General features: G+C 51.7%; 13 protein-coding genes. 8 read left to right on the top strand and 5 right to left on the bottom strand.

Translation table 11 applies throughout. From position 1 onward, the window contains the following. Positions 1 to 95: 95 nt before the first annotated feature. Positions 96 to 1,016 (top strand): agmatinase, encoded by a 921-nt coding sequence (speB, locus tag IMQ48_RS14905; protein WP_096755756.1) that lies wholly within the window; start codon positions 96 to 98, stop codon positions 1,014 to 1,016. A 111-nt stretch (positions 1,017 to 1,127) separates the two neighbouring features. On the opposite strand, the gene IMQ48_RS14900 is transcribed toward speB, so the two are convergent. Next, entirely contained in the window at positions 1,128 to 1,886 is a 759-nt protein-coding gene (locus tag IMQ48_RS14900) for a M48 family metallopeptidase (RefSeq protein ID WP_196209655.1), read from the bottom strand. A gap of 279 nt (positions 1,887 to 2,165) precedes the next feature. Here IMQ48_RS14900 and tkt point away from each other — a divergent pair, with 279 nt between their 5' ends. The 7 genes from tkt to IMQ48_RS14865 all read left to right on the top strand — a co-directional run bounded on the left by tkt (position 2,166) and on the right by IMQ48_RS14865 (position 9,824). Beyond that, positions 2,166 to 4,157, top strand: a complete 1,992-nt coding sequence (gene tkt / locus IMQ48_RS14895) for a transketolase (RefSeq protein WP_196209654.1) — start codon at positions 2,166 to 2,168, stop codon at positions 4,155 to 4,157. 317 nt (positions 4,158 to 4,474) lie between these two features. Further along, positions 4,475 to 4,918, top strand: a complete 444-nt coding sequence (gene cmtB, locus IMQ48_RS14890) for a PTS mannitol transporter subunit IIA (protein WP_096755759.1) — start codon at positions 4,475 to 4,477, stop codon at positions 4,916 to 4,918. Positions 4,919 to 4,945: 27 nt separating this feature from the next. Further along, positions 4,946 to 6,322, top strand: a complete 1,377-nt coding sequence (locus IMQ48_RS14885) for a PTS mannitol transporter subunit IICB (RefSeq protein WP_196209653.1) — start codon at positions 4,946 to 4,948, stop codon at positions 6,320 to 6,322. A gap of 24 nt (positions 6,323 to 6,346) precedes the next feature. Further along, positions 6,347 to 7,624 (top strand): zinc-binding dehydrogenase, encoded by a 1,278-nt coding sequence (locus tag IMQ48_RS14880; protein ID WP_196209652.1) that lies wholly within the window; start codon positions 6,347 to 6,349, stop codon positions 7,622 to 7,624. Further along, the gene (gene glpX, locus IMQ48_RS14875) at positions 7,621 to 8,592 is read left to right on the top strand and encodes a class II fructose-bisphosphatase (protein WP_196209651.1); all 972 of its coding nucleotides are present in this window, start codon (positions 7,621 to 7,623) and stop codon (positions 8,590 to 8,592) included. The genes IMQ48_RS14880 and glpX overlap by 4 nt, the downstream gene beginning before the upstream one ends. A gap of 15 nt (positions 8,593 to 8,607) precedes the next feature. Continuing rightward, on the top strand, positions 8,608 to 9,117 hold the full coding sequence (locus IMQ48_RS14870) for an MltR family transcriptional regulator (protein ID WP_196209650.1): 510 nt from the start codon (positions 8,608 to 8,610) through the stop codon (positions 9,115 to 9,117). Continuing rightward, positions 9,114 to 9,824, top strand: a complete 711-nt coding sequence (locus tag IMQ48_RS14865) for a nucleoside/nucleotide kinase family protein (protein WP_196209649.1) — start codon at positions 9,114 to 9,116, stop codon at positions 9,822 to 9,824. Before IMQ48_RS14870 ends, IMQ48_RS14865 begins: the two co-directional genes overlap by 4 nt. On the opposite strand, the gene IMQ48_RS14860 is transcribed toward IMQ48_RS14865, so the two are convergent. Genes IMQ48_RS14860 through IMQ48_RS14845 form a run of 4 tightly spaced genes read right to left on the bottom strand, consistent with a single transcriptional unit; the run spans position 9,781 to position 12,409 of the window. After that, positions 9,781 to 10,464, bottom strand: coding sequence for an ABC transporter ATP-binding protein (locus IMQ48_RS14860; RefSeq protein ID WP_196209648.1), 684 nt, complete (start codon positions 10,462 to 10,464; stop codon positions 9,781 to 9,783). The genes IMQ48_RS14865 and IMQ48_RS14860 overlap by 44 nt on opposite strands. Beyond that, the gene (locus IMQ48_RS14855; protein ID WP_196209647.1) at positions 10,458 to 11,135 is read right to left on the bottom strand and encodes an ABC transporter ATP-binding protein; all 678 of its coding nucleotides are present in this window, start codon (positions 11,133 to 11,135) and stop codon (positions 10,458 to 10,460) included. Before IMQ48_RS14855 ends, IMQ48_RS14860 begins: the two co-directional genes overlap by 7 nt. Next, complete coding sequence (locus tag IMQ48_RS14850; protein WP_196209646.1) at positions 11,123 to 11,830, bottom strand: energy-coupling factor transporter transmembrane component T; 708 nt, start codon at positions 11,828 to 11,830, stop codon at positions 11,123 to 11,125. The genes IMQ48_RS14855 and IMQ48_RS14850 overlap by 13 nt, the downstream gene beginning before the upstream one ends. Beyond that, complete coding sequence (locus IMQ48_RS14845) at positions 11,831 to 12,409, bottom strand: ECF transporter S component (protein WP_196209645.1); 579 nt, start codon at positions 12,407 to 12,409, stop codon at positions 11,831 to 11,833. It abuts the gene before it with no gap. Positions 12,410 to 12,415 lie beyond the last annotated feature (6 nt).

Below are 12,415 nucleotides of genomic sequence, written 5' to 3'. Positions count from 1 at the left end.
GCCCATACACGTAGTCACGTAAATCAATCCCTTCCTCGTCGGGCTTAACGACGCGGAGGGGATTTTTTTTCACCGATTTTATAAGAGGTCAGTACATGAGCACCTTAGGTCATCAATACGACAACTCCCTGGTTTCTAACGCCTTTGGTTTTTTACGTCTGCCGATGAATTTCCAGCCCTACGACAGCGATGCCGACTGGGTTATTACCGGCGTACCGTTTGATATGGCAACGTCCGGTCGCGCAGGTGGGCGTCATGGTCCGGCAGCGATCCGTCAGGTTTCCACTAATCTGGCCTGGGAACATAACCGTTTCCCGTGGAACTTCGACATGCGCGAGCGCCTGAACGTGGTGGACTGCGGTGATCTGGTGTATGCGTTTGGCGATGCCCGTGAAATGAGTGAAAAACTGCAGGCGCATGCTGAAAAGCTGCTTTCTGCTGGCAAGCGCATGCTCTCCTTCGGCGGTGACCACTTTGTCACATTGCCGCTGCTGCGCGCGCACGCTAAGCACTTTGGTAAAATGGCGCTGGTGCACTTTGATGCTCACACTGACACCTATGCCAACGGCTGCGAATTTGACCACGGCACAATGTTCTATACCGCGCCGAACGAAGGCCTGATCGATCCTAACCATTCCGTGCAGATCGGTATTCGTACCGAGTTCGACAAAGACAACGGCTTTACCGTACTGGATGCCTGCCAGGTGAACGATCGCAGCGTGGATGACATCATCGCGCAGGTGAAGCAGATTGTCGGTGACATGCCGGTTTACCTGACCTTTGATATCGACTGCCTGGATCCGGCCTTTGCTCCGGGTACGGGTACGCCAGTGATCGGCGGTTTGACCTCCGATCGTGCGATCAAGCTGGTACGTGGTTTGAAGGATCTGAATATTGTCGGGATGGATGTAGTCGAAGTGGCTCCGGCCTACGATCAATCTGAAATCACCGCGCTGGCGGCGGCAACACTGGCACTGGAAATGCTGTATATCCAGGCGGCGAAGAAAGGCGAATAACGGGTTTCGGACTATTTTGCCGAATGTCGCTGATGCTAATCCGGCCTACATCGTTGTTGAATCTGTAGGCCGGATTAGGCGTTTACGCCGCCATCCGGCACTGTTTGAAGATTACTTAATTCCGTCTGCGCTCATTCGGTCGCGAATATGTTGCGCACGTTCGGCAGAGGCTGGATGGTCGTCAAACATTGAGCTTTGACGACCGGCTTCCAGTTTTGCCAGTTTCTCAAAGCTGGTGGCTAAGCCTGCCGGATTAATACCGCGTTTGCGCAACAAATCATACGAGTAATCATCCGCTTCGGATTCCTGACGCTGGGAGAACTGCGAGTTCACCAGTTTTTCCCCCAGATCGCCAAGTTGAGACTGCGACAAGCTGCCAACGATCCCGCCCGCAGAGGCTGCTGCTGCACGCACGGCGTTGGTTCCCAGCGCAACCTGCATCCCTTTCTTCACGTGACCCAGCGCAACGTGGCCCATTTCGTGGCCAATGACCGCCTCAACTTCATTATCGGTCATCATATCCATCAGGCCGCTGTACACGCGGATGCAGCCATTTGCCATCGCAAAGGCGTTGACGTCTTTTGCCACATAGACTTTGTAGTTCACCGGCTGGCCGTTGATGTTATCGCCAAGCGCAGTGGCGATTTTATTCAGACGCTTGGTATATTCGCTGCTGGCAGGGGCGATAGTCGCTTTGCTGTCCATATCCTGACAGGCCTGGTTGCTCAGTGCGATGACTTGCGCATCGCTCAGGCTGTAGGCCTGGAAAGCGCCCGCGCCAGATGAAAGTAGTCCGTTGGAGTCCATATTCTGGCAGCCGGTCAATGCCGTCGCCATGCTCATAGCAAGCAGTAAAGCGCGAATTTTCATTTTTTCTCTTCCGCACGAAGTCAGGATTATTCTAAAAAATACGTCGTTTGCAGGTAAAGCGACGCTCACCATAAGTATAAAGAAAAGAACAACAAGCGGGCGAGAAGATTGCGCAACATATATGCATGATCCAGAGATTTCTGAAACGGTAAAAGGATGCTCCATGTACATGACACGCGGCTTGGGTTACATTGTTGGCACTTTTTTCCGGCGTAGCCCAAAACGCTCTGTCGTCAAGTCGTTCCGGGCACAGCCTTCATTATCCGATCTGGAGTCAAAATGTCCTCACGTAAAGAGCTTGCCAATGCTATTCGTGCGCTGAGCATGGACGCAGTACAGAAAGCCAAATCCGGTCACCCGGGTGCCCCGATGGGTATGGCTGACATTGCCGAAGTCCTGTGGCGTGATTTCCTGAACCACAACCCGAATAACCCGTCCTGGGCCGACCGTGACCGCTTCGTGCTGTCCAACGGTCACGGCTCTATGCTGATTTATAGCTTGCTGCACCTCTCCGGCTACGACCTGCCGATGTCAGAGCTGCAGAACTTCCGTCAGCTGCACTCTAAAACGCCGGGCCACCCGGAAGTGGGTTATACCGCGGGCGTAGAGACCACTACCGGTCCGTTGGGTCAGGGTATTGCAAACGCGGTTGGTATGGCTATCGCTGAAAAAACACTGGCGGCGCAGTTTAACCGTCCAGGCCACGACATTGTTGACCACTTCACCTACGCCTTTATGGGCGACGGCTGCATGATGGAAGGTATCTCTCACGAGGTATGTTCTCTGGCCGGTACGCTGAAGTTGGGCAAACTGGTTGCGTTCTACGATGACAACGGTATTTCTATCGATGGTCACGTTGAAGGCTGGTTCACTGATGATACCGCGAAGCGTTTCGAAGCTTACGGCTGGCACGTGGTGCGTGGCGTTGATGGCCACGATGCTGACGCGATTAAGCGCGCAGTAGAAGAAGCCCGCTCAGTGACCGACAAACCGTCCCTGCTGATGTGCAAAACCATCATCGGTTTCGGTTCCCCGAACAAAGCCGGCACCCACGACTCTCATGGTGCACCGCTGGGCGACGCAGAAATTGCACTGACCCGCGAACAGCTGGGCTGGAAATATGCGCCGTTCGAAATCCCGTCTGAAATCTACGCGCAGTGGGATGCGAAAGAAGCAGGCCAGGCTAAAGAAGCGGCATGGAACGAGAAGTTCGCTGCTTATGCAAAAGCCTTCCCTCAGGAAGCGGCTGAATTCACCCGTCGTATGAAAGGTGAAATGCCGTCTGACTTCGACGCGAAAGCGAATGAATTCATTGCTAAACTGCAGGCGAATCCGTCCAAAATCGCCAGCCGTAAAGCCTCTCAGAATGCCATTGAAGCGTTTGGTCCTTTGCTGCCGGAATTCCTCGGCGGTTCCGCTGACCTCGCGCCATCTAACCTGACTATCTGGTCTGGTTCTAAAGCCATTAACGAAGACGCTGCTGGTAACTACATTCATTACGGTGTACGCGAATTCGGTATGACCGCTATCGCTAACGGTATCGCGCTGCACGGTGGCTTCCTGCCGTACACCTCTACCTTCCTGATGTTCGTCGAATATGCCCGTAACGCGGTGCGTATGGCTGCGCTGATGAAACAGCGTCAGGTGATGGTCTATACCCACGACTCCATCGGTTTGGGCGAAGATGGCCCGACTCACCAGCCGGTAGAGCAGGTGGCTTCTCTGCGTGTGACCCCGAACATGAGCACATGGCGTCCATGTGACCAGGTTGAATCTGCGGTAGCGTGGAAATACGGCGTTGAGCGTCAGGACGGCCCGACCGCGCTGATCCTCTCCCGTCAGAACCTGGCACAGCAGGAACGTACTGCAGAGCAACTGGCAAACATTGCACGCGGTGGTTACGTGCTGAAAGATTGCGCCGGCCAGCCGGAGCTGATCTTCATCGCTACCGGTTCTGAAGTTGAACTGGCGGTGGCTGCATGGGACAAACTGACTGCGGAAGGCGTTAAAGCGCGCGTGGTCTCTATGCCGTCTACCGACGCATTCGACAAGCAGGATGCCGCTTACCGTGAATCCGTGCTGCCGAAAGCTGTCTCTGCTCGCGTGGCCATTGAAGCGGGTATCGCGGACTACTGGTTCAAATACGTGGGCCTGAACGGCGCTATCATCGGTATGACCACTTTTGGTGAGTCTGCCCCGGCTGAGTTGCTGTTTGAAGAGTTTGGTTTCACTGTAGACAACGTGGTTGCGAAAGCGAAAGAACTGCTGTAATTAGATTTACAACGGTATAACGGGTCGCTCACGCGGCCCGTTTTTTTATCAAAAAGTGATTTATTTTTATCTGTGCAACCTCTTATTGTAGATCCGGGTCACAAATACAATATTTAGCCTCGGTTGTTATTTGCAGAGCGCATCACATTATTGGTGTTGCTTTTTATAATTCATATCTCAATTTGTTGTTTTTAAAGGTTTTACAAAATCCTTTTTCTCACTATATGCGTATTCCCTCCAGTTTGATTTCATTTTGCCACGCGAGTATTTTATTTTTAACGATAACTCGTACCCTAAAAATAAAATAAGGAAAATTTATGCGACTGATTGATTACTTCCCTGAGTCGTCTATCTCAATTAAGAATTCAGCAAAGAATTGGCAGGAAGCAATTGATTTTTCTATGTCTTCCTTGCTGACTCATCATTATGTGAACTCCAATTATATTCAGGCTATTAAGGACTCAACCATCACTAATGGACCTTATTATATTTTGGCACCGGGTGTGGCGATGCCTCATGCTCGCCCAGAATGTGGTGCGTTAAAAACCGGAATGTCATTAACATTACTCAAACAGGAAGTTCAGTTTGCTGTTGATGATGAACCCGTAAAATTGTTAATTGGATTGTCTGCAGCAAATGCTGATTCACATATTGGCGCTATTCAGGCATTAAGTGAATTGTTATGTGAAGAGGAAGCTCTGTCTGCATTGTTAACCGCTAAGTCAGAAAAACAACTTGCGGATATTATTGCTAGCGCATAACTCTCACTCTCCTTTCAGGATAATATTATGGAAAACAAGTCTGCTCGAGCAAAGGTCCAGGCTTTTGGTGGGTTTTTGACTGCCATGGTCATTCCCAATATCGGGGCTTTTATTGCCTGGGGATTTATAACGGCACTATTCATTCCTACTGGCTGGATGCCTAATGAGCATTTTGCAAAAATTGTCGGTCCGATGATCACCTATTTACTGCCCGTCATGATTGGTTCCACTGGGGGACATCTGGTGGGAGGTAAGCGTGGTGCCGTTATGGGCGGGATTGGCTCTATTGGTGTGATTGTCGGCGCTGATATTCCCATGTTCTTGGGGGCCATGGTGATGGGGCCACTCGGTGGTTGGGTGATTAAACATATAGACCGTCTGCTTGAAAAACGTATTCCAGCCGGCTTTGAGATGGTTATTAATAACTTCTCTCTGGGGATCGCAGGGATGTTGTTATGCCTGTTGGGATTTGAAGTTATCGGTCCGGCCGTACTGATTGCCAACAACTTTGTAAAAGAGTGCATAGAATCTCTGGTCCATGCGGGTTATCTGCCGCTGTTATCGGTGATTAATGAGCCTGCAAAAATTCTCTTTCTGAATAACGCTATCGATCAGGGCGTGTATTACCCGCTGGGAATGCAACAGGCATCTGAAACCGGAAAATCTATTTTCTTCATGGTGGCATCTAACCCCGGTCCGGGATTGGGTCTGTTACTTAGTTTTGCCATCTTTGGTAAGGGAATGAGTAAGAAGTCAGCGCCAGGTGCCATGATCATCCACTTCCTGGGGGGGATTCATGAGCTGTATTTCCCTTATGTGCTGATGAAACCGTTAACTCTGGTTGGCATGATTGCAGGTGGGATGACCGGTACATGGGTATTCCATCTTTTAGACGGTGGGCTTGTTGCTGGACCGAGCCCAGGATCGATTTTCGCTTATCTGGCATTGACGCCAAAAGGTTCTTTCCTGGCAACCATTGCGGGAGTCACTGCGGGTACGCTTGTCACCTTTGTAATTACCGCCGTTATACTGAAAATAGAAAAGAACGTCGAAACAGAAAGTGAAGATGAATTCTCTGAGTCAGCCAGAACTGTGAAGGCGATGAAGCAGGAAGGTCAATTTTCTTATAAAAATATTAAACGAGTCGCTTTTGTGTGTGATGCGGGAATGGGGTCAAGCGCTATGGGGGCTACCACGTTCCGTAAGCGTCTGGAAAAAGCTGGGTTGAATATTAATGTAACGCATTATGCTATCGAAAACGTGCCACAAGATGCAGATATTATCGTTACCCATGCCAGCCTTGAAGGTCGTGTTAAACGAGTAAGTGAAAAACCTTTAATATTGATTAAAAACTATATTGGTGACCCATTGTTGGACGACTTATTTAAGAAAATTACTGCTTAGCATTGTTCAATTTTTGGAGTAAATATGAAAACGAAAGTAGCTGCTATATATGGCAAGCGGGATGTCCGCATCCGTGAGTTCGAATTGCCTGAAATTACAGATAATGAACTGTTAGTGAGTGTTATATCCGATAGTGTTTGTTTATCGACCTGGAAAGCGGCTGCATTAGGAAGTGAACATAAACGTGTACCAGACGATCTGGAAAATCATCCAGTTATAACTGGACATGAGTGTGCCGGAATTATTGTCGAAGTTGGAAAAAATCTGACCGATAAATACAAAAAAGGCCAGCGCTTTGTTTTGCAACCCGCCATGGGATTGCCGAGCGGATATTCAGCGGGCTACAGCTATGAATTTTTTGGCGGCAATGCGACCTACATGATTATTCCTGAAGTGGCGGTTAATCTGGGATGCGTTTTACCGTATCACGGTTCCTATTTTGCCGCTGCATCGCTGGCGGAGCCGATGTGCTGCATTATTGGCGCGTATAACGCGAATTACCATACCACACCGTATGTTTATGAACACCGGATGGGGGTTAAACCCGGCGGCAATATCGCACTCTTAGCCTGTGCGGGGCCGATGGGTATTGGTGCGATCGATTATGCCATTAACGGTGCGATCCAGCCGTCGTGCGTGGTGGTGGTTGATATCGATGAAGCGCGTCTGGCACAGGCTAAAAAGCTGTTGCCGGTTGAACTGGCGGCACAAAAAGGAATTGAACTCATCTACGTGAACACTACGGGGATGAACGATCCTACTGCCGAGCTTCGGGCGTTAACCAATGATGCTGGATTTGATGACGTATTTGTCTATGCCGCTGTTCCGGCCGTAATTGAAATGGCGGATGATCTGCTGGCAGAAGATGGTTGCCTGAACTTCTTCGCCGGGCCAACGGATAGCAACTTTAAAGTACCGTTCAATTTTTACAACGTGCACTACAACAGTACGCATGTGGTGGGGACATCCGGAGGTTCAACGGATGATATGAAAGAGGCCATTGCGTTAAGCGCGACAGGCCAGCTTCAACCCTCTTTTATGGTCACCCATATTGGTGGGCTTGACGCAGTACCAGACACGGTTTTGAACCTGCCAAATATTCCGGGCGGTAAAAAGCTCATCTATAACGGCGTGACGATGCCGCTGACGGCGATTAGCGATTTTGCCGAAAAAGGGAAAACTGACCCACTCTTCAAAGAGTTGGCGCATTTGGTTGAAGAGACTCACGGTATCTGGAATGAAAAAGCGGAGAGATACCTGCTGGCACAATTCGGTGTTGATACCGGGGAGGCTGCGGCATGATGTCTCTGGCATGGCCGCTATTTCGTATTACGGAACAGGCTGCTCTGGCAGCCTGGCCGCAAACCGGCTGCGGTGATAAGAACAGAATTGACGGGCTGGCTGTCACCGCGATGCGAACTGCCTTAAATGAAATTGCCATTCGGGGACGGATCGTCATCGGCGAGGGGGAGATCGATCACGCGCCAATGCTGTGGATTGGTGAGGAAGTCGGAAAGGGCGTTGGACCTGAGGTGGACATTGCGGTCGATCCTATTGAAGGCACCCGAATGGTCGCAATGGGGCAAAGTAATGCGCTGGCAGTGATGGCTTTTGCACCTCAGGGCAGCCTGTTGCATGCCCCCGATATGTATATGAAAAAACTGGTTGTTAACCGGTCTGCTGTGGGGGCGATTAACCTGGCGTTACCGTTGGCAGATAACCTACGCAATGTGGCGCAAGCGCTGGGTAAACCGCTGGATAAACTGCGTATGGTTACGCTGGATAAACCGCGAATGCATGAAGCGATTACGGAGGCGACACAGTTAGGTGTGAAGGTGTTCGCGCTTCCAGACGGTGATGTGGCGGCCAGTGTTCTGAGTTGTTTGCAAAACAATGCCTATGACCTGATGTATACCATTGGTGGGGCGCCGGAAGGCGTTATCTCGGCCTGCGCGGTAAAAGCGCTGGGTGGCGATATGCAGGCAGAACTGATCGATTTCTGTGAGGCAAAAGGTGACACCACCGAAAACCGTCAGGTCGCTATGCGAGAACGTGAGCGCTGCGCTGAGATGGGGGTTGAGGTGAATCGTGTCTACTGCCTCGACGAGCTGGTAGGGGGAAATGACATCCTGTTTAGCGCGACGGGTGTTACGGGCGGCGATCTTGTTAATGGCATCCAACAGGTTACGAATGGTGTGCGTACGCAAACTTTACTGATCGGCGGCGCAGATCGAACGTGTAATATAATAGACTCTCTGCATTCATGGTGATTGATCGGAAAACGAATGACGACGCTGACAGAAGATGATGTGCTTGAGCAACTGGATGCTCAAAATAACTTACTCTCGTTTATGACGACGGCACATAACATTTTGCTACTTGGCATTAAGCGCTTTCTGCCGTCGCTGTTTGTCGATAACGATGAAGAGATCGTGGAATATGCAGTGAAGCCGTTACTCGCACAGAGCGGGCCGCTGGATGATATCGATGTTGCGCTACGCCTGATTTATGCGCTGGGGAAAATGGATAAATGGCTGTATGCCGATATCACTCACTTTTCCCAGTTTTATCAGTACTTAAATGAACAGGGTAACATCCCCGGCTTCGCCGATGATATGACCTGGGATTTTATCAGCAATCTGAATAGCATTACGCGTAATACCACCCTGTACGGCGCACTTGAATCAATGAAATTTGCTGACTTTGCTACGTGGTCAGAGGTGCGTTTTACGACAATGGTCAAGACGGCGTTAACGCTGGCGGTAACGACAATATTAAAGGAATTAACGCCGTGAAAATCGGGCTAATGGTTAATGGGCTTCATGTTGAAGCGCATTATGATGAAGATGAAGTAGAAAACGTTCACAAACCCTTATTACAACGACTGGCGAGACTACATTCTGCGAACCCGCAACGTCGCACGGTTGTTTTTCTTAGCGCCCCCCCCGGTACGGGAAAATCCACGCTCACCACTTTCTGGGAATATCTCACCCGTCAGGATCCTGCGCTACCGGAGATCCAGACGCTGCCAATGGATGGCTTCCATCATTACAATGCCTGGCTGGATGCCCATAATCTGCGGGCATATAAAGGTGCGCCGGAAACGTTTGATGTCGATAAACTGGCACAGAATCTGCGGCAGGTGAGAGAGGGGGAAAGCACCTGGCCACAGTACGATCGGCAAAAACATGACCCGGTTGAAAATGCTGTTGTGATAACTGCCCCGATCGTGATTGTTGAAGGCAACTGGTTATTGCGGGATGACGACAGATGGCGAGGATTAGCAGAATTCTGTGATTTTTCGCTGTTCATCCGCGCTCCAGCTGATGCTCTGCGTGCGCGGCTGGTAGGTCGTAAACTGGCTGGCGGGCTTTCACAAGCTGACGCCGAGGCATTTTATGATCGCACCGACGGACCGAATGTTCTCCGGGTACTGGAAGGTAGCCTGCCCGCTGATCTCATGCTGGAGATGACGGCCGATGGAGAGTATCGGACTGTGTGAGTGTTCTGTTATGTAGGCGAGCGATTCGCGAGAAATGGCGCTGCGTAAATGCAGCGTCATGGCTGATAGCGACCACGCTAGTGCCTCGTGCGCGGCACACCGAAAGCCAGTTCTCAAATACCGCCAGCCAGTGCGCGTCAAAATCCCGGCTCGGCTCATCAAGCAGGAGAATGGCTGGTGCCATGGCTTCAAGGCTGGCGACGGCGACCATACGTCGTTGCGCGGTATGCAGATCCAGCGGATGGGCGTCGGCGACATCCGCTAACTGACATAATTGCAGTGCTGCCGCGGTGCGTTGCGCAACCTCTGTTGCCGGGCGCTTTTGTAACCGTAAACCAAAGGCCACTTCCTCTGCGACCTTGCTGTGAAAAATTTGGTTTTCGGCTTCCTGAAACAATACGCCGAGCACTGTCGCTCTTTCGCGGTTTTTTAGTTGCGCAATCGATCGACCATTGAGTGTTACCGTGCCAGAGGAGGGAGACAGAAGGCCCGCCATGATGCGCAGTAACGTCGATTTTCCTGCGCCATTATTGCCTGTTAGTGCCAGCCATTCACCGGCGTTAAGCTCAAGCGAAATGTTGTGCAGGCAGTGATCAGAAGCATTCGGCCAGCGATACGTCACCTGGTTGAGTGTTAGCATAATGGGGATAGCGCTCCGTCGCGCAGTTGCCATGCCTGCTGACAATAGTTGATAAAAGGAGCGTGGTTGCGCTCGAAAAGCACCATCAACGCCTGTTGTTCCTGCGCCCATTGATGTAACCGCTCCAGCAACGTCGCGGTGGCTTGCGCTGTCAGACGGCTGAACGCTTCGTCCAGAATCAATATTCTGGGTTGCATCGCCAGCGCGCAGGCAATCACCACCCGCTGGGTTTCACCTCCGGAGAGTGTTCCCGGATGACGACGGCGTAACGTCTGGCATTCCGTCAGAATCAGTGCCGTGTCGATTCGGCGCATAATTTCAGCCTCGTCCAGGCCGAGATTTTCCGGGCCAAACGCCACTTCCTCTTCAACGCTGAAGGTACAGCCAGAAAGCTGCAGATAAGGCGATTGCTGCACAAGTTGGATGGTACACGACTGCTCGACGAGCGACAGTTGCCCGACAGGGTTACCCAACAGGGTACCTGTACCTTCAATCTCGCCGGGAAGAAAATCGGGGTACCAGCCTGCCATCAGTTGTGCCAGCGTACTTTTTCCGCTGCCGTTATCACCGAAAATCGCCACCATTCCGGGTTCTGCATAGTGGAAGTCAAAGCAAGCAGGCGGGCGCGAGGCATGTGTCGGAAGATAGCGAAACTGCTCTAGCGTAACCATATCCAGACTCCTGTTTCGATCAGCATGGCGAGTACCATCGTGTAGCGGGCAATGCGTTGTAAGGTGCTGTCCTCTGGGGCCCATAACGTTGTGCGTCTGCGATGCAAACGAAAGGCCCGCATGTCCAGCGCCGCCCCGCGAACCACCAGATCGTTGAGCGCATTATGCGTGAGCGGCACGATCAGCGCAGGCATGGCACGCAGGCGCTGATACCAGCGTTCATCCAGCGGTACTCCGCGCGCGCGTTGGGCCTCATGAATAATCGCCAACTGGCGTTTGAGTTGCTCGACAACCAGAAGCGGGCCTGCAAACAGGTAGGCAACGCCGGGCGGCAGGCGAGAGGCAAACAGGGCGCGAATAAACCGTGATACCGGCACGTACTGCATCCACAGCTGCGACGTTGATACTATCGCCAGGATCCGCAGCCATAGCGTGACGGCATCGGCCCAACGTTGTGGCGTGCGTGGCTGCCCGCTAATCCATTCGGTCAGCCAGCCACCGTGGACCAGCCACAGCCCAACGCCCAGGGGCACCATTAACCAGACCACATATTTTGCCCGGGGACGCGTGACCTGCATACACAGTAAGAGCAGGAACATTACCGTGCTGTAGACGGTAAGCGGTATTCCCGCTGGCAGCAGCAACGTGGAACATGCAGCCAGCGCCCACAGGGTTAACGAGGTAAACGGGTGCATTTAGCGTACAGCGGACATCGTTGGGAAATGACGAGTGGTGCGCAATGGAAGCTGGCGCAACAGTACCCAAACAATCACGGCGGTGAGAATTTTATCCACCAGATTAGCGCCAATCACCGTGATAGCCACCGACTCAACCAGACCCTCGCCGACGGAATGCATCCAGGCAACAAATAAATCCGCACCGCTGCCGGTAACGCCGGCAAACAGCGTGGTGCGGATTGGCACAGCAACAACCGTGACGGCCAGAGTAATGATCACGCCGCTGGCCACAACTTTCGGTAAAGTACGAAACCATCCTGCACGAGCCAGCCATCCGGCGACCAGCCCGATAACCATTGCCACCGGCGCGAAGGCGGCAGCGATAGGATCGGTGAGTAATCCCCACAGCAGGTTGGTGAGTAATCCGGTCAACATCCCTACAATCGGGCCTAACAGCACCGCGCTGATAATGGTACCGATGGAATCGAGGAAAATAGGCAGTTTCAGCATGCTGATGAGTTGTCCACCGACCATATTGATGGCGATGGCAATAACAATCAGTACCAGTGACTGGCTGGAAAATTGGCGACGCGCCATAGAAAA

It is taken from the genome of Citrobacter sp. Res13-Sevr-PEB04-36 (assembly GCF_015672735.1).
GTDB lineage: Bacteria > Pseudomonadota > Gammaproteobacteria > Enterobacterales > Enterobacteriaceae > Citrobacter.
Note: the sequence above shows the minus strand (reverse complement) of the source record. Positions and strands in the feature narration are given on the sequence as shown.